Source organism: secondary endosymbiont of Trabutina mannipara, assembly GCF_900090215.1.
In the GTDB taxonomy this organism is placed as follows: domain Bacteria; phylum Pseudomonadota; class Gammaproteobacteria; order Enterobacterales; family Enterobacteriaceae; genus Mikella.
In genome coordinates this window covers 13,370-32,167 of the sequence record NZ_LT594522.1, presented here as the reverse complement: position 1 = coordinate 32,167, position 18,798 = coordinate 13,370, and the positions used below count along the sequence as shown (strand labels likewise).

At 28.7% G+C, this 18,798-nt stretch carries 15 protein-coding genes, 1 tRNA gene, 1 other RNA gene and 2 pseudogenes; 8 read left to right on the top strand and 11 right to left on the bottom strand.

The genetic code is table 11. From position 1 onward, the window contains the following. The first annotated feature begins 96 nt into the window (after window positions 1-96). Together TREMTM_RS00155 and tadA are read left to right on the top strand one after the other, a co-directional pair. On the top strand, window positions 97-2,448 hold the full coding sequence (locus tag TREMTM_RS00155) for a DUF3772 domain-containing protein (protein WP_083172255.1): 2,352 nt from the start codon (window positions 97-99) through the stop codon (window positions 2,446-2,448). A gap of 71 nt (window positions 2,449-2,519) precedes the next feature. Next, a complete protein-coding gene (gene tadA / locus TREMTM_RS00150; RefSeq protein WP_083172253.1) occupies window positions 2,520-3,005 on the top strand; it encodes a tRNA adenosine(34) deaminase TadA in 486 nt (161 codons plus the stop codon). Between the two features lie 20 nt (window positions 3,006-3,025). Here tadA and ssrA read toward each other — a convergent pair. Together ssrA and smpB are read right to left on the bottom strand one after the other, a co-directional pair. Further along, window positions 3,026-3,406: a transfer-messenger RNA gene (gene ssrA / locus TREMTM_RS00145) on the bottom strand. A 3-nt stretch (window positions 3,407-3,409) separates the two neighbouring features. Beyond that, on the bottom strand, window positions 3,410-3,868 hold the full coding sequence (gene smpB, locus TREMTM_RS00140) for an SsrA-binding protein SmpB (protein WP_083172252.1): 459 nt from the start codon (window positions 3,866-3,868) through the stop codon (window positions 3,410-3,412). Between the two features lie 321 nt (window positions 3,869-4,189). Here smpB and grpE point away from each other — a divergent pair, with 321 nt between their 5' ends. Both grpE and TREMTM_RS01570 read left to right on the top strand, forming a co-directional pair. Beyond that, window positions 4,190-4,816: a nucleotide exchange factor GrpE gene (gene grpE / locus TREMTM_RS00135; RefSeq protein ID WP_083172250.1), complete on the top strand. Its 627-nt coding sequence runs from the start codon at window positions 4,190-4,192 to the stop codon at window positions 4,814-4,816. 94 nt (window positions 4,817-4,910) lie between these two features. Further along, window positions 4,911-5,232 (top strand): annotated as a pseudogene (locus TREMTM_RS01570) (50S ribosomal protein L3 N(5)-glutamine methyltransferase); the annotation flags it as partial. Window positions 5,233-5,400: 168 nt separating this feature from the next. On the opposite strand, the gene TREMTM_RS00130 reads toward TREMTM_RS01570, so the two are convergent. The 4 genes from TREMTM_RS00130 to rpsU all read right to left on the bottom strand — a co-directional run bounded on the left by TREMTM_RS00130 (window position 5,401) and on the right by rpsU (window position 9,555). After that, window positions 5,401-5,473, bottom strand: a tRNA-Ile gene (locus TREMTM_RS00130). A 79-nt stretch (window positions 5,474-5,552) separates the two neighbouring features. Continuing rightward, window positions 5,553-7,373 (bottom strand): RNA polymerase sigma factor RpoD, encoded by a 1,821-nt coding sequence (rpoD, locus tag TREMTM_RS00125; RefSeq protein ID WP_083172249.1) that lies wholly within the window; start codon window positions 7,371-7,373, stop codon window positions 5,553-5,555. A gap of 140 nt (window positions 7,374-7,513) precedes the next feature. Continuing rightward, entirely contained in the window at window positions 7,514-9,259 is a 1,746-nt protein-coding gene (gene dnaG, locus TREMTM_RS00120; protein WP_083172247.1) for a DNA primase, read from the bottom strand. A gap of 80 nt (window positions 9,260-9,339) precedes the next feature. Beyond that, complete coding sequence (gene rpsU / locus TREMTM_RS00115; protein WP_083172245.1) at window positions 9,340-9,555, bottom strand: 30S ribosomal protein S21; 216 nt, start codon at window positions 9,553-9,555, stop codon at window positions 9,340-9,342. 204 nt (window positions 9,556-9,759) lie between these two features. On the opposite strand from rpsU, the gene tsaD reads away from it, so the two are divergent. After that, a complete protein-coding gene (gene tsaD, locus TREMTM_RS00110) occupies window positions 9,760-10,791 on the top strand; it encodes a tRNA (adenosine(37)-N6)-threonylcarbamoyltransferase complex transferase subunit TsaD (protein ID WP_083172243.1) in 1,032 nt (343 codons plus the stop codon). 97 nt (window positions 10,792-10,888) lie between these two features. Here tsaD and TREMTM_RS00105 read toward each other — a convergent pair whose 3' ends face one another. Both TREMTM_RS00105 and erpA read right to left on the bottom strand, forming a co-directional pair. Continuing rightward, window positions 10,889-12,112 carry a multifunctional CCA addition/repair protein gene (locus TREMTM_RS00105; RefSeq protein WP_083172242.1) on the bottom strand — a complete coding sequence of 408 codons (1,224 nt, stop codon included), beginning with the start codon at window positions 12,110-12,112 and terminating at the stop codon, window positions 10,889-10,891. 61 nt (window positions 12,113-12,173) lie between these two features. Further along, window positions 12,174-12,505: pseudogene (gene erpA, locus TREMTM_RS00100) on the bottom strand (iron-sulfur cluster insertion protein ErpA). Window positions 12,506-12,930: 425 nt separating this feature from the next. Between erpA and dksA the strand changes: the two are divergent. The 3 genes from dksA (at window position 12,931) to tsaB (ending at window position 15,489) form a co-directional block, all read left to right on the top strand. Further along, on the top strand, window positions 12,931-13,383 hold the full coding sequence (dksA, locus tag TREMTM_RS00095) for an RNA polymerase-binding protein DksA (RefSeq protein WP_083172240.1): 453 nt from the start codon (window positions 12,931-12,933) through the stop codon (window positions 13,381-13,383). A gap of 107 nt (window positions 13,384-13,490) precedes the next feature. Then, window positions 13,491-14,756, top strand: a complete 1,266-nt coding sequence (gene pcnB, locus TREMTM_RS00090; RefSeq protein WP_083172238.1) for a polynucleotide adenylyltransferase PcnB — start codon at window positions 13,491-13,493, stop codon at window positions 14,754-14,756. Between the two features lie 19 nt (window positions 14,757-14,775). Beyond that, entirely contained in the window at window positions 14,776-15,489 is a 714-nt protein-coding gene (tsaB, locus tag TREMTM_RS00085; protein ID WP_083172237.1) for a tRNA (adenosine(37)-N6)-threonylcarbamoyltransferase complex dimerization subunit type 1 TsaB, read from the top strand. 22 nt (window positions 15,490-15,511) lie between these two features. Here the strand turns inward: tsaB and dsbB are convergent, their stop codons facing one another. From dsbB to cls, 3 genes are all read right to left on the bottom strand, one after another. After that, window positions 15,512-16,027 carry a disulfide bond formation protein DsbB gene (gene dsbB, locus TREMTM_RS00080; protein WP_083172622.1) on the bottom strand — a complete coding sequence of 172 codons (516 nt, stop codon included), beginning with the start codon at window positions 16,025-16,027 and terminating at the stop codon, window positions 15,512-15,514. 248 nt (window positions 16,028-16,275) lie between these two features. Next, a complete protein-coding gene (xthA, locus tag TREMTM_RS00075) occupies window positions 16,276-17,085 on the bottom strand; it encodes an exodeoxyribonuclease III (RefSeq protein WP_083172235.1) in 810 nt (269 codons plus the stop codon). A gap of 238 nt (window positions 17,086-17,323) precedes the next feature. Beyond that, window positions 17,324-18,784, bottom strand: coding sequence for a cardiolipin synthase (gene cls / locus TREMTM_RS00070; protein ID WP_083172234.1), 1,461 nt, complete (start codon window positions 18,782-18,784; stop codon window positions 17,324-17,326). Window positions 18,785-18,798: the final 14 nt, after the last annotated feature.

Sequence of the window (18,798 nt, the reverse complement as noted above, 5' to 3'; positions counted from 1 at the left end):
TACAATCTATTATAGCTATACATTTAATAAATTAAATATTTTTTATCAAAATATTTTGAATTCAGTTTATATTTACGAGATAATTTATTTTATATTATGTTTAAAAAAATTTTATTCAAGCTTTTTAGCTTAATATTAATATTGAATTTAGTATTGAATATTACTACTACAGCAAGTGCAAATACACTAGGCGCTTCTATACCATTAAAGCTTAATGCGGTAATTGAAATAAGTAAATTACAAAAAGATCTAGATTTACTAAAACAAAAATTATCAAAAAATATAACAAATAATCAATTAAGTATTTTAAATACTAATACTTTACAGTTAACTAGTGCTGCTGAGACACTTATTACTAGATTACTACCTGATAGTACACAGTTGCAGGTACAATTAGATGTTATAGGACCTACACCAACTTCTTTTGTGAAAGAAACTAGTACTATTGCATATAGTCGTGATAACATCAATGCACGTAAAAAACTATTAGATAATCAAATAGAATGTGCTAAATTTATTATTTTTAGTGCTAATAAAATTTTAGTACAAATAGTTACTATCCATCGTAATAATATACTATCTCAATTAATTCTTAATTCTGGTAGTATTTTTTCGGCAAATTTTTGGTCACCTATATTACATCCTAAGTTAGAAGATAAACATCGTATAACTAGTTTAGTTAATAATATTAATCTATGTTGGCAACAAGCTTGGTCTTCTGACTTTATTTTGGTATCTAGTATATTATTGGTATTAACGATAATATTATGGTTTTGTAGCTCACTTTTTTTAGATAAATTATTATTTTGGTTCAGTATTAATATGCTTCCTGAACGGATGCATTGTAGTTTTATAGTTTGCTCTACTGTACTAATAACAGTACTAAATATAAGCTTAGGTGCTCAATTATTTTATTTAATGGTAACAAGTTTACCTAATGTATCTTATGAAGTAATAGATTTTGCTGATGGTATAAAATGTTTAATATTTTTTTCTTCATTGATATTTGGTCTCGGTAGAGCTTTTTTATCTAAAAATTGTTCATATTCGCAGTTTTTAACTATCCATGATGCTATATATCATAAAATAAAAAAAATACCAATATTATTAGCTATTTTAGTTTTTATTTCAGGTACTATTGAACAGTTAAACAGTAGTCTTAGTACTAGCGTATCTACAACTATTTGGGGATACGGAATATCATCGTTGCTGATAACATCAGTTATATTATTTATATGTTTTTCTAAAATTAGAATTAAAAGTACTCAATTAAATTTACGATCAATAAAATCTAAAATTGAAATAAATTCAGCTATAGTAGATATTATACAAATATGTATTTTTACCTTTTCTATCACTATTTTTATTTCTTTACTCATAGGTTATATATCGCTAGCCCGTTTTTTAACTTATGAATTAGTTTGGATTGCTATGGTTTTATTTATTTTTTATTTATTAATGCATTTTATGGTAGATTTCTTCGAAAGTGTATTTACTCCTAATACTTTAATAGGAGTGCGTATTAAACATATGTTCAATATTGAAGAACGACATTTATTACAAATTTCTACTTTACTTACAGCTATTAGCAAAATATTACTAATTATGTTTGCTATAATAGCGTTAATTAATGGTAATTTTGAATATATAACACCATTAACTTTAATACCTAAAGTTATTAAACTCTGTGGAGTATTCGAAAAACTTGTTGTTCCTGCTAATATACTAAATGCACTTATATTTTTTGCTATTGCGATATATATCCTACGTTTAATTAAAAATTGGTTAGAAAAAGATTTTTTAACAAAAACTATGATAGAACCTGGAATACGTTACTCTTTAGTAACATTATTTAGTAATTTTGTATATGTATTAGTAATTTTTATTTTACTAGCTATTTTAGGTATTAAATGGGATAATATAGCTTGGATCGTTAGTGCACTAACAGTAGGAATTGGTTTTGGTTTACAAGAGATTGTAAAAAATTTTATTTCAGGTTTAATTTTATTAATAGAGCAAAAAGTAAAAGTAGGAGATTTAATTAGTATTAGTGGTATAGAAGGAGATATACGTTGTATCAATATACGTGCTACAGAAATCAAAATTAATGACCGATCAACAGTTATCGTACCTAATTTTCAGTTAATTTCCCAAAATGTACGTAATATTACTATGGGCAACGCTCAAGGTGTAGTTACTATTGAATTAACATTTTCACTAGATATTAATACAGAAAAGGTATGCATGCTTCTTTTAGAAGTTTATAATAAACATAAAGAAATTCAAGTTACACCAACTCCGTCAGTAACATTTAGCCAATTAAATTCTGCTGGTATAGTACTTAGTATAACTGGATTTGTTAGAAGTTCACGTATAGTAGCTTCAACTAAAAGTGAACTTTTAGTTGAAATATTAAAGAATCTACGTTCTAATGGAATTAAATTATAATATTATAATAAATTTTAAAATTAATATTTTAAAAAAAATTACTTATTCAGTTTAATCTAATTTTTTAAAATATGGATATTTATATGAATTATAGTGATAAATTATGGATGAATCATGCTTTAATGCTAACTGAACGTGCTGAAGTAGAAGAAGAAATACCGGTAGGTGCTGTATTAATCTTAAATGGAAATATTATAGGAGAAGGTTGGAATAGTTCCATAGGACATAATGATCCTACAGCTCATGCTGAAATTATAGCTCTACGTCAAGGAGGACAACGAATAAAAAATTATAGATTGTTAGAATCAATTATGTATGTTACTTTAGAACCATGTATAATGTGTGCTGGTGCAATGATACATGCTAGAATTAGTCGTTTAGTTTTTGGAGCTAAAGCTAAAAAAAATGGTGCTGCAGGATCATTTTTAAATATATTAAAAAATAAAAATATTAATCATAAAATTATAATAAATAGTGGCATACAAGCACAGCAATGTTCATTACAACTTAGTAAGTTTTTTCAGCAATGTAGATATCGTAAAAAAATTAGATTTTAATTTTATATCGTTATATTTTATGGTGGAGCTGGCGGGATTTGAACCCGCGTCCGAAATTTCTACTTCTTTAGCACTACATGTTTAGTACAATTTTAAATTTTAATTATTAATAACGAACTGACACGTTATACTAATAAATTAGTCTGATTAAATTTAACGTTTTATCCTCAGACAAAAATTTAACGCGATCTCTTTTATTTGTAACCTTTCTTAAATTCCTTTTAAAGAGAAAATAGAGGATAGAAAGGGAATCTTCAGTTTATTAAACTGATTAAGCTGCTAAAGCAGATTCATATTGCAATTGATTTGCATTTATTTTTTTGAGGCTTTTTACGAGGCAAACCTCACCTCGACATGCACCTTAGGTTTCGCAAATTTCGTCAAATCCATAAATCAGCCCCATATTAAATATTATATTTTCTAATACGTGCTTTGTCAATATTCCATTCTCTTTTTTTAATATCTGTACGTTTATCATATTCTTTTTTACCTTTAGCTATTCCTATTTTTATTTTTACCCAAGATTTCTTCCAATAAAGAGATAGTGGTACTACTGTATAACCAGTACGCTTAATTTTACTGAACAGTAAACTTAATTCATTCTTATTTAGTAATAATTTACGAATTCGCATTGAATCAAAAAAAGAAATATTTATTGGTTGGAAAATAGCACCCAAAAGATAAGCTTCACCATGTTTAAGTATAACATAGCTATTATTAATATTAAATTTATTAACACGTAGCGATTTTACTTCCCATCCTTGTAAAGATAGACCAGCTTCTAATTCTTTCTCAATGAAGAATTTATGTTTGATATGTTTATTTTGCCAAATATTAATTATTCCTGATTGATATTTTTTCATAGTATATTGGTATATTGAATATTTTATGCTATCTAAAATTTTTATTGTAAAAATATTTATTTTATAAATGTAAAGAGGTACTTAAAAAATTTTAAAACTTAAATAAAATTTAAGTATATATTTTTTATAAAATAAATTTTTTTACAATAAATTAAATTGTTAGAATTGTTAGAATGCTAATTTAGTATTATCATACTTTTAAAAAAAGTTTATTGAAATATTTTTAGTTATTTAATAACTTACTAAAATTAATAATAACCATTGAATATTATATATTCATCCCCATCTAATATCCAAATTAGACCTTGGAGAAAACTCATAATGAGTGATAAAGAACAAAATACCCCCCTTAATGAGCCAACATCAAAAGAAAGTAAAATAAGTGAAAAAATAAAAAATAAAGAAAAAAATTTAGAAGATCAAGAACAATATCAAGATACTGAAGTTGATTTCAATAAATCTTTAGATCTAAAAGAAAAACGTATTTTAGAATTAGAGACAGAATTAGTCCAATTGCAACAAAAAGAACGTGATAATGTACTGCGTGCTAAAGCAGAGATTGAAAATCTACGCCGACGTAGTGAGCAGGATATTGAGAAAACGCACAAATTTGCACTGGAACGTTTTACTAGTGAACTATTGCCTGTTATCGATAATTTAGAACGCGCACTAGATATGTCAGATAAAAAAAATAGTATGCTAGCATCTACTATTGAAGGAATTGAACTAACACTTAAATCTTTATTAGATGTTGTAAATAAATTTGGACTGAATGTTGTAGGAGATTCTCAAGTACCATTTAATCCTGAGATACATCAAGCTATGACTTTAATTGAATCTGATGAGCATGAACCTAATCAAGTTATTATGGTTATGCAAAAAGGATATACTCTTAACGGACGGCTTATTCGTCCAGCAATGGTAACGGTATCAAAAGCAAAAAACTAAAAACAAAAAATAGTAATGATGAAAAAATTTACTACACATTTTAACATTTATTTATGAAAAATGAGTAATAAAATTTGTATAACTGAAATAGTATATGCTGCGCTGGGCGTTTAGTACATTTAATTCTGCACATATTTATTATGGTCATGGTACCGACAATCCTTGGGATGAAGCATTGGCACTTGGTGTTATCAAGTTTTTTTCTTCCATTAGATTTACCAATAGAAATATATACTGCAAGATTAACTTATAGAAAACGCATCCTTTTGGTTTAAAAAGTTATACTTAGAATTACTTTAGAATTAAAGTAGAATTAAAGAACGTATTCCTGTTCTGTACTTGACTAATATATCTTGTGTCTTTTGTTTTGCGGTCTTGATTTTTATGTAGATGATAGAGTACTGATTCCTCCCTCGTTCACCTAAGGTCTTAGAAGTAACAATAAAATATAAAAAAAGAGATAAAAAAAAGAGGTTTTATATATTATGTGTATTATTGTCAATATTATTAGTATAGGACTAATTTTAATTTTATTCTATCGTTAAATAGAAAAATTTATACTAATCTTAAATTTTAAAATTTATTGGCCCCTGCTGGATTTGAACCAGCGACCAAACGATTATGAGTCGCCTGCTCTAACCACTGAGCTAAAGGGCCTAAAATACAATAATATTAGAAATGATAAAAAAAACAATATTATATTTTCAAATATAGACAAAATACTATAGTTTTAAAATTAATCCTCTAAAAAACTTCGTAAAACATCAGATCTACTAGGATGACGTAATTTACGTAGTGCTTTCGCTTCAATTTGACGAATACGTTCACGAGTAACATCAAATTGCTTTCCAACTTCTTCTAAAGTATGATCTGTATGCATATCTATACCAAATCTCATACGCAAAACCTTAGCTTCACGTGCAGTAAGTCCTGCAAGACTAGCATGAGTGGCTACACGTAAACTTTCAGAAGTAGCAGAATCTAATGGTAGTTCTAGTGTTGTATCTTCAATAAAATCTCCTAGATGTGCATCTTCGTCTTCTCCAATAGGAGTCTCCATAGAAATGGGATCTTTAGCAATTTTCATTATTTTACGGATCTTATCTTCAGGTATAAGCATATATTCAGCCAGTTCTTCTGGATTTGGTTCGCGTCCTATTTCTTGCAACATTTGTCTAGATATACGATTTAGCTTATTTATAGTTTCAATCATATGTACTGGAATACGGATAGTGCGTGCCTGATCAGCAATGGAACGAGTAATAGCCTGACGAATCCACCAAGTTGCATAGGTTGAAAACTTATAACCGCGGCGATATTCAAATTTATCTACCGCTTTCATTAAACCTATGTTTCCTTCCTGAATTAAATCTAGAAATTGTAATCCACGATTAGTATATTTTTTAGCTATAGAGATAACTAAACGTAAATTTGCTTCTACCATTTCTTTTTTAGCACGTCGTGCTTTAGCTTCACCAATAGACATACGACGGTTAATATCTTTTACTTGATTGATGGTTAGACCAGTTTCTTCTTCAATTTGTCGTAATTTATGTAAACTGCAATGTATATCACTATCAAATTCATGCAATTTTTTTGACCATGGTTTATTCATATCTATTGCAGTTTTAAACCAACTTGAATTAGTTTCATTACCAGAAAATAGAGTAATAAAATTATTTTTCGGCATTTTGCTAATTTCAACGCAAAGCTTCATAATAATACGTTCTTGAGTGCGCACACGATCCATCATCGTACGCATATTGTTTATTAGATAATTAAATTGCTTTGGTACTAAACGAAATTGTTTAAATACATCAGAAAGATTTATAATTGCTAAAGTTGATTTTTCATGATTACGTCCATGTTGTTTTATAACATTACTAGTTATTTCGTACTGCTCACGTAGTCTCATAAATTTTTGTTTTGCCAGTTCAGGATCGATGCTACTATCTAAATAGGGGCTATCAACATGATCTTCTTCAACATCTTCAATTTCGTTGGTAGTTAATTTAGAACCAACATGAATTGCATTGGGAAAAATAGAATCTTCCACATTAGGATCAATAAATCCAGTTATAAGCTCAGATAAACGAGCATCTCCTGATTCAATCAGAGTATACTGTTTTAATAAATAAATTATGTTTTCAGGATATTCAGCAACTGAACATTGAACTTGATTTATACCATCTTCTATACGTTTAGCAATATCAATTTCACCTTCTCTAGTTAAGAGTTCCACTGTACCCATTTCACGCATATACATCCGTACTGGATCGTTAGTACGTCCAGATTCAACGCTAGATAAAACTTGTGTTGCTGCTTCTACCGTATCTTCATCATTATCAGAATCTACCAGCAACATATCATCAACTTCAGGTGTATCTTCCATCACTTGTATGCCCATATTATTTATCATCTGAATAATGTCTTCTATATGATCAGGATCTACAACTTCATCCTGAAGATGGTCGTTTACTTCGGAAAAAGTCAAATAACCTTGCTTTTTACCACGTTTTACAAGTAGCTTGAGCTGTGACTTCGAATTTTGCTCCATAAAAAGTATCCACTAAATTAATATTATTAATATTAGATGTTAATTACGTATGGCTAATAATATAGGCTATCTTATCTTTGATAGCAGAAGTAGTAATTCTACTTTATACTAGATATTTTAGGGAAATAATCTTCATTATTTTAAAATGTTTTAGCTAGTGTTTTATTTAGCAACCAAAGTTCTCTTCTTTCATCACCTGTCAATCCTTGAATACGATCGATTGCAATAAGTTTTTCTTGACGTTTTTCAAGTATAGAATCGTAAAAATTAATTAAAATATCAATAAACATTTGCTCTATCAATTGATCTTTTATTAGATGGTTCCATATTGCTAAAGTTTCAAGCTGATGGTGGTATTTATTATCTCTATAATACTCTAATAATTGTCCTGTAGTTATTTCAGGATATAATTTGCATGTTTTAACTAATTCAACAAATAACGATACTCCAGGTTGACTTACTTGTTCTAAACCTTGTACTGTTGGTACTAAATTAGACAAACGTGGATATTGTACTAATAATCCTATCAAACTACGCATAGTTGTTATTTTTATACACTGATACGGAGACTTTATATTTAATTTTATTGTTGTATTTTGTAATAGTTTATTTAATTTGTTGTCGTCTAAAATACCAATTTTAATACCTAACTGCTGACGTAAATAAAGACGTAATGTATCTCCAGGTATCTTTTCTATTAGCGGTAATGCTAACTTACTTAGTTTAGTTCTACCATCAGGACTACTTAAATCTACCTGTTGCATCAATGTTTCAAAGAAAAATGTAGACATTGGATATGATTTTTTAATTTTTTGTTCAAAAGCTTCTTTCCCAATTTTTCGTATTAGTTTATCAGGATCTTCACCTTCTTTTAAAAACATAAAGCGTAGCTGACGACCGTCATTTAAATATGGAAGAGCTTTTTCTAGTGTACTCCAAGCAGCTTTACGTCCAGCTAAATCACCATCATAGCAACAAACTACAAAATCAGTAGTACGATATAGTAACTTAATATGTTCAATAGTAATTGAAGTTCCTAGTAGGGCTACTGCATAGTTTATATTGAACTCTGCTAAAATTATAACATCCATATATCCTTCTACTACTAGTAGTTTTTCTAATTCTAGATGCTGCTGTTTAGCTTCATACAGACCGTATAGCTGATGTCCCTTATGAAAAATTTCTGTTTCTGGAGAATTTATATATTTGGGCTGTCTATCGTCTAACATACGTCCCCCGAAACCGATAATACGACTACGTGTATCGTGAATTGGAAATATAATTCGTTCTCGAAAACGATCATAAGATTGGCTATTATTGTTTATTATCATACCAGCCTTATTTAATAAGGCTCGATCTTCCTTCGAAGAACCAAAGCGATGAATAATATTATCCCAACCAGATGGTGCAAATCCTATACTAAAATTAGTAATAATTTTTTCGCTTAATCCGCGCTGTTGTAAATAATAATAAGCTTTTTCTGTTGTTTGTTTTTTTAGATTATGTTGGTAGAAACAACTTATTTTATTCATTAATTTATATAAATTTTGTCGATAACTTAGTTCATTTTTATTTGAAAATTTTTTTTCATATGGTACTTCTATACCTTGATAAGCTGCAAGTTCTTCAATAGTTTCGATAAAATCTATACGTTCGTAATTTACTAAAAAATCAATAGCATTACCATGTGCTCCACAACCAAAACAATGGTAAAACTGCTTTTCACTATTTACAACAAAAGAAGGAATTTTATCATAATGAAACGGACAGCAAGCATAAAAATTTTTGCTTTTCTTTTTTAATTTTATACGTGTATTTATTAAATTAACAATATCAGTACGTGCCAATAAATTATTAATAAATACACGTGGAATTTTTAAAGACATAATTTTAGATAAGCACTTTTTACTGTGTAGCTAATTTAGCTTTTAGCTAAGTTACTAGAGCTTTTAGCTAAGTTACTAGTTTAATATAAACGATTACGATATACATTCTCACGAGCTATTTTTTTTAGATGACGTTTAATAGCAAATATTTTAGCACGTTTGCGCTTTGTTGTGGGTTTTTCATAAAACTCACGACGACGAACTTCGGCAAAAATTCCTGATTTTTCACAAGAACGTTTAAAGCGACGCAATGCTACGTCGAATGGTTCATTTTCACGAACTTTAATTATTGGCATGCTGATATTACCTCAATAAAAATTTATTAATGCTAAATATATTTCAATTTTAACTATTTTTCTAGTTTATCTAAACTAGAAATTTTTATAAAAATTTTAAAAAATAAAAAGATAAAATTTTATGCTTTTGTCCTATTTTATATATCTTTAATCTTTAAGGTGCGTATAATACCATTTTATCCGTATAATTATATAAAATAAACTATGCGTATATTAGGTATTGAGACCTCATGTGACGAAACTGGTGTAGCTATTTACGATAAAAGACAAGGATTATTAGCTAATAAATTATATAGCCAGGTTAAACTACATGCTAATTATGGCGGTGTTGTACCAGAAATAGCATCTCGAGATCATATTAGAAAAACAGTACCATTAATTCAAGCAGCGTTGGAACAAGCTGATATACAGGCATCTGATATTAACGGTGTCGCCTATACTGCAGGTCCTGGATTAGTAGGTTCCTTAATGGTTGGGGCCACCATTGGTCGTGCACTAGCCTATGCTTGGAAGATACCAGCTATTGCTGTTAACCATATGGAGGGACATTTACTAACTCCTATGCTAGAGATAAATCAACCAAAATTGCCTTTTTTGGCATTACTAGTGTCTGGTAGTAAGACACAACTGATTGCTGTAAGTAATATTGGAAAATATCAAATTCTAGGAAAATCTCTTGATGATGCTGCAGGTGAAGCTTTCGATAAAACAGCTAAACTTTTAGGACTAGATTATCCTGGTGGATCGATGTTAGCAAATTTAGCACAGAAAGGAGTACCTGGTAGGTATATTTTTCCGCGCCCAATGACTGATAGGCCTGGACTTGAATTTAGTTTTTCTGGTATAAAAACTTTTGCTGCAAAAACAATTCTTAAAAGTAAGAATGACTATCAGACACGTTCAGATATTGCACGTGCATTTGAAGATGCAATAGTGGAAACATTAATGATAAAATGCCGTCGTGCTCTTGATAGAACTGGTTTACAGCGTTTAGTAATAGCTGGTGGCGTTAGTGCTAATAAGTCATTACGTTATAGTCTAACTAAAATGATGCAACAACAAGGAGGAAAAATATTCTTCGCTCGTCCTGAATTATGCACAGATAACGGAGCAATGATTGCTTATACAGGTATGATACGATTTAAGGATAATGTTCAATCAGATCTATCAATATCAGTTCGGCCTCGCTGGCCATTAGAAGAATTACCGATGTTGGACATGCAACATCTTAAATAAGATTTAAATATGCTATAAAAGAAAAGCATCAATGTAACTTGATTAATTATTAATTTAAACTACTATTTTAGTATGAGGTTAATGTTGCAGTCTTATTTTAGTTATTTTTTTCTTTTTTCCATTTGACTAGTGCTAACCTACGTTGTCTATTAAGCTCATTACCAATTTGCGTACCAATAAATCCTGCATTAATTATATCGTGTGCAGTTATCGAAGATGCTATCTTGAAAGCTTCACGCAAAAATTCTCCTTGATGAGAAGCATAATTTTCAAATACAGTATGACCACGAACATTTGCTTCACTAGCAAGAATCATCTGTTCCAAACGTTCTGATTTGTGCCAAATATTAATATTGTTAAATATTTTTATTATTATTTTTGGTGTAATATATGCATTATGTAGTAAATCATGGTATTGTGTTATTAATTTTGCTAAATTACGTATTGATTTAGGTACTTTTAAACGTTGACACAAGTTTTCTACTAACTTACTACCTATAAAACCATGTCCATGGTGGTTAGGCCATATTTTGCGCGGAGTAATCGCTTTTCCAATATCGTGACAAAGCATGGCAAAACGTACTGCTATATCATCTGATAGTTTGGCTGCCATTGAAACAGTAAGTAGAGTATGAATACCTGTATCTATTTCTTGGTGCCATTTTGCTACTGATGGGATTCCAAATAAAGCATCTATTTCTGGAAATAACGCTTTTAATGCCCCACATTCACGCAAAGTTTTAAAATAAACTTGAGGATTACGAGTTAAAAGAGCTATTTTTGTCTCTTTCCAAACTCTCTCAGGAGTTAATAATAGTAGTTTATCAGTCATGTGCTGCATAAGTAGCAGCGTTTCTGGAGCAATACGGAAATTTAAATGTGCTAAACTTGCAGCAAAACGAGTAACACGTAATACTCTTAAAGGATCTTCAATAAAAGCATCAGAAACATGACGAAGATATCGCTGACAGATATCACGATATCCTTTATAAGGATCAATGAGATTACCCGCATCGTCGCAAGCAATAGCGTTAATAGTAAGATCACGACGACGTAAATCATCCTCTAATGTAACTTCGGGAGAAGAATAACATATGAAACTTGTATGTAGCCCCTGATCTAATTTTCGTTCTGTGCGAGCTAATGCATATTCTTCGCGGCTTTTAGGATGCAAAAAAACTGGAAAGTCTTTACCTACTTGTTTATAACCTTGTGCTAACATTTCTTGTGGGGTAGCTCCAACTACAACCCAGTCTCTTTCTTTAACTGGAATATTTAATATTCGGTTACGTACAGCACCACCAACTAGATATTTTTTCACAATTATCTCCTGGTAAAAACAGTTTTTTTATTACTAAAATTTAGATTTACTTAAAATAGTATCAAATACTAAATGATAATCCACAATTGCATGTATTCTTAGAGCATTAGGTTTAATAACTATAAAACGAGACCCTTCTAAATTTTCGCTATAATCAACTGAACTACCTGCAAGATATAATAAGCTTATATTTTCAATAATTAGATATACACCTTTTTTTTCAAAAATAATATCGTTTTTATTTACTTTCTCATCTAAAGTAAAACAATACTTGAAGCCCCTACAACCACCTACTATAACATATACTCTTAATTTTAGATTATGATTATCTTCATTAGATATAATATTTTTAACTTTATTGACAGCTGAATCATTGAAATGTAATGGTACAATTTAAAATTGACTCATAATTATATATTCTCAATTTTTTTTAAAATTACTATATACACGATCATCAATAGTTTATATTGAAAATATTTTGTTTTGTATTAAGTTAGTGAACTATTAGCATCAATATAAATATTAACGTTATTATAAAAACAAGGATATAAAAAATAGATATAAAAAGATATAAAAAAAGTAAAATAGCAATAGCGTAGATTATTATCTATTCTATTAGATAAAATTAACATCGATAATCGTAACATCGATAATCATCGATACAATTATGTGTATCTAACTTGTTTTTTTTCGCAATGATGATATTATATTTTTTTATTATTCTGAGATTTTATCAATCTGTACTAGAAACTAAAATATGTTTTATTGCTCTATAATAAAAATATGATTATATTAAATTATATTTAAGGAGAAATAACATGCCCCAAAATGAAAGTCGTAAAAAATCTTCCTTAAGCATTCTTACCAACGCTGGAGTTGAAGCATATCAGCAAAAACCTGGTGAAAAATATATGAATGAAGCACAAATTCTTCATTTTAAGCGTATTCTTGAGGCTTGGCGTAATCAACTTAAAAAGGAAATAGGGCGTATTTCATATATGCAGGATGATAGTGTTAATTTTCCTGATCCAGTAGATCGTGCTGTACAAGAAGAAGAATTTAGTTTTGAACTACGTAATCGTGATCGAGAACATAAACTTATTAAAAAAATTGAAAAAACACTTAAAAAAGTAGAAAATAAAAATTTTGGTTTCTGTGATTACTGTGGAGTAGAAATTGGTATTCGACGTTTAGAGGCGCGTCCAACTGCTAATTTATGTATTGATTGCAAAAATATTGATGAAATTCGTAAAAAACAAATAGTTGTATAAGTATAAGAATATAACTAGCATGATAGATCATGATATCTGTATAAGATTTTATTATATCTAACTACTAACTATTATATCTAACTACTAACTTATACATTAGTGAAAGTATGGAAAAAACACAAAAAAAGAAATCTTCTTTAAATATTATTCCACGTGCTAAACACTCTATTTCTCGTAAATATATTAGTAAAAATGCTTTAAAAGTACTTTATCGTCTAAATAAAGCAGGATATGAAGCTTATTTAGTTGGCGGCAGCGTTCGCGATATATTATTGGATAAAAAACCCAAAGATTTTGATATAACAACAAATGCAACACCAGAGCAAATGCGCAAACTATTTCGTAATTGTAGATTAGTTGGCAGACGTTTTAGACTAGCTCGCGTTATTTTTAGATCAGAAGTTATTGAAGTTGCAACATTCAGAGGTAGTAATCTGATATTTAAGTCTAATAAAAAATTAGATAACTATATTATTGGTCATAATGGTATGATACTACGCGATAATATATTTGGCTCGATTGAAGAAGACGCACAGCGACGAGATTTTTCAATTAATAGTCTATATTATAATATAGCTGATTTTTCAGTACGTGATTATACAGGAGGAATAAAAGATTTACATAAAGGTACTATTCGTTTGATAGGTGATCCAGAAATTAGTTATAGAGAAGATCCTCTAAGAATTCTACGTGCTATACGTTTTGCTGCCAAATTAGATATGACTATTAGCTATGAAACTGCAGAACCTATTTGCCAATTAGCAATTTTATTGCATAACATTGCTCCAGCACGTTTGTTTGAAGAAACTATTAAACTTCTACATGGAGGATATGGTGAAGCTACCTATTATTTATTACGAAAATATAATTTATTTCAGCTACTTTTTCCGTTAGTAAGTAGTAATTTAACTGAACATGGCGATAGTTATGTTGAATTAATGATAATTCGCGCATTATATAATATTGATCAGCAATTGCGCAAAAATATAAGAGTTAATCCAGCTTTTTTATTTGCAGCTATACTATGGTATCCTTTATTAGAAAATACAAAAAAATTAATTTATGAAAGAAATATATCTTATATTGATGCTTTTTCGCTAGCAATACACAATATTTTTGATAAAAAGTTTCAAATTTTAGCAATTCCAAAAAGATTAACTCTCTTAATAAGAGAAATATGGCAACTTCAATTGAGCATGAAACAATGTTATAATAAGCTAATAATCAATCATAAGTTTTATGCTGCTTATTATTTTTTAAATTTACGCGCTAAAATAGAAAAAAATACTGAATTACACAAAATCAGCAAATGGTGGAAAAATTATATTGCATTGCAACAAGATCAAAAAAATAATTACAATATTTATATATAATAATATGTCATAAATATAAATGCCTACTAGAATTTTAGCTATCGATACTGCTACTGAAGCATGTTCAGCAGCTATAATGCTTGATAATGATATTTTATTAAAAAAATTTACCATCGCACCTAAAGAACATACGCAACTTATTTTACCTATGGTAGATAGTTTATTATCAGAAGCTGGTATTACATTAAGTAATCTTGATGCTCTAGCATTTAGCTGTGGACCAGGTAATTTTACTGGTGTACGTATTAGTATCGGTATTGCGCAAGGATTAGCTTTAGGAGCTGATCTGCCGCTTATTGGAATTTCTACATTAGCAATTCTTGCTGAAGGAGCGTGGCGTAATACAGGAGCTAATCAGGTATTAACAGCTATAAATGCGCATATGCAAAAAGTATATTGGGCCCCTTATCAGCGTCAAGGACCAGGTATTTGGATTGGAGAAGAACACGAAGTAATAGTAGAAACTAGAGCATTAGATACTATAATTGCTGATTTTATCGGATGTTGGGCTATTGCAGGTACAGGATGGCAGAATAATTCTGCATTTGTTAATTATGAACATTTACAACTTATAAATGGGAAAATATTATTACCTAACGCACAGGATATCTTACCGTTAGCACTTCATAAGTATTATCATGGTAATATGAAACCAATAGGATTAGTTAAGCAAAATTATCTGCATAACGAAGTATTATGGAAAAATTTTCAAAAAAATAGAAAAGTAAAATAATTAAAAGTAAAATAATTTATAATTACTTTAGTTTATCCTTATACAAGGGTAATATTTGTGCAACCAAAATAATTACTGCTATTATTAAATAAAAAATAAATATAATAATCATCAATTGCGGCATTTCAATTGAAAAAAAACGCAATTTGCTAATAGTGCAATAGCTATTATTAGTGTTAAATACTAATGGTAACCACTTATATAATGGTAGCAAAATAGGCAAATTTGAAAAATTATCACAAATAATAAACGAAGAAGTATTAAGATAATTTATTGCTAGTAACAAACCCTGTAAAGCACTATATATCCAAATTGCTAATCCCACGAAACGTAGTGGAGTTTTAGGAGCAATAATACCCACCAAACTTGCTATTAATAATCCATATAAAGTACAACGTTGATAGATACACCATACACATGGTTTTAATAGCATTATATGCTGCATGTAAAGTGCAACACTTTCTAATGTTAAGGTAGTTAGTGCTAATAAAAACCATATTATCCTATTTTGGGAAAAGTAATATAATACTTTTATCATATGGAAAAAAAATCCAATATTTTTAGTAAAAAAAATAGATGATTTTTTCATAAAAAAAACGTATAATTTTACCATTAATAATAATATGTTCATTTTTTACATAAAATAGTAGTTTTTTATTAAGAATATTAAATCAATAATTTAATTTATTTTTACAATGTAAAAAAATAGTACTGCAGATACTGCAAAAAAATTATAGTGACTAATATAAAAAACATACTTAAATCTTTTTTTTTTAAAAAAATATTTTAGAGATTAAAATCTGTCCATACAGGTGCATGATCTGAAGGATTATTCATTGCACGAATATTGTAATCTATTCCTGTATTTTTAATCATTGTTGATAATGGTAATGAAGCTAATAAAAAATCAATACGAAGTCCTAAATTGTTATTAAAACATCGTGAACGATAGTCAAACCATGAGTAATAATCATTATTAGTAGGATTCATTTTACGATAAGTATCTATCATTCCCCAATCAAGTAAACGTTTTACCCAAATTCTTTCTTCATAAAGAAAAGAACATTTTCCTATACTAAGCCATCTATTACTATTTTTTTCTTCAATACCAATATCTAGATCTGTAAAACAAACATTCATATCTCCCATAATAATAAGTAAAGATTTTCCACTATTGTGGTTTTTTTCTACATATTTCTGTAAATTTTGGAAAAAAAACTCTTTTGCTGGAAATTTTATTGGATGATTACGATTTTCTCCATGTGGAAAATATCCATTGATAACCGTCAATAATCCTTTTTTTGTAATAAAATCAGCCATAATAATCCTTTTTTGAGATTGATTATTATCAGTACAAAATCCACGACGAATTTCTAAAGGTTTTTTACGACTAAGTAATGCTACTCCATAGTGACTTTTTTGTCCGTGATAGTAAACATTATAACCATAACTTAATATCTCATTTACAGGAAACATATTGTCATGAACTTTTGTTTCCTGTAAACCAATTACATCAGGATGTAATCTAGTTATAATTTCTTTAAGCTGATGTATTCTAGCACGTAACCCATTTATATTAAAAGAAACAAATATCATATTTGAGAAAATATAATTTTATTATTTTTACAAATGTTATTTAACATACTATAATTATAAATCTATCTATAATTATAAATCTAATCTAAATTCGATAAATTAATTAATTATAAATTAATTAATTATATTAGTAGTACGTATCTTGTTAAAAAGATTAATTTTTTATTTATTAATCTACAATTATATATAATAAATCAAATTTTTATATAAATTTTATTACTTGATAAGTTATTAAAAATTAAAGTAATGGACTAAGAAAATAAAATAAGCGTTCAATAATACGTTGCCAGTATGGACGCTGTGACCAAATTCTATTTGCTAGAATTTTTGATCTTTTCATATAATAATTTTGTACTTTAGCAAGATCATTACCAAAATTTGTATCATCGATAACTAAAGTTATTTCAAAATTTAACCATAAACTACGCATATCTAAATTTACTGTACCTACTAGACTTAATTGACCATCTACTAAAACACTCTTTGTGTGTAATAAACCATCTTCAAATTGGTATATGTGCACACCAGCTTCTAAAAGTTCTGTAAAAAATGCTCTACTAGCCCAACTGACCAATAATGAATCATTATAACGGGGAACTATAATATGTACTTTTACTCCACGCTGTGCTGCGGTACAAATAGCATAAAGTAAATCATCGCTTGGAACTAAATAAGGTGTAGTAATAACTAATTTTTTACGTGCTGCATAAATAGATGTAAGCAATGCTTGATGGATAATTCCTTCATGAAAACAAGGACCTGAAGCAATTATTTGAATAATATTTTCTGATTTTTTTGAAAATGGTATAATATTTATTTTGGGTTGTGGAAGAATACGTTCACCAGTTTCTATTTCCCAATCATATGAAAATATAATACCCATAACTACTGCTATGGGTCCTTCTATACGTAGAAGAATATCTATCCATTGACCAATACCTATATTTTTTTTGAAAAAACGTGGATCTACCATATTCATACTTCCAGTATATGCAATATAATTATCAATTAACACCATTTTGCGATGCTGTCGTAAATCCATACGTCGTATAAATATACATAAAATACTTACATGTAGTGCTTCTACTATATTAATTCCAGCAGCACGCATTTTTGAATGATAAGAACTACGAAAAAAATTCATACTTCCTGCTGAATCTAGTATTAACCTACAATGCACTCCCCTACGTGCTGCAGCCATTAAAGCTTCTGCTACTTTGTCTACTAAGCCACCTATTTGCCAAATATAAAAAACTATCTCAATATTTTTTTGTGCTTTATTAACATCATTAATTAGCATCTTTAATGCATTATCTGTGTTAGTTAATAATTTTATTTTATTACCTTTAAGACCTTTAAATCCCTGTCTATTTTCACATAATTTAAATAAAGAGCTAGCTAATTCACTATTTTCATTAGAAAAAATACGTTGATATTCTTTAAGATTTTTAATCAATTTAGTAGTAGATTGCCATATATCTTTACTACGTTTTTTACGATATTTATCTAGATTAGATTCACCGAATAAAAGATAGATCATAATACCTAACAAAGGTAAAATATAAATTACTAATAACCAAGACATAGCCGCAGGTACTGCACGACGTTTCATTATTACCCGTAAAGTTACGCTTGTAATTAACAACCAATAAAATAATATTGATAGCCAGTTGCTTATAGTACAAAAAAGCATTATCATAGATAATAAAAATC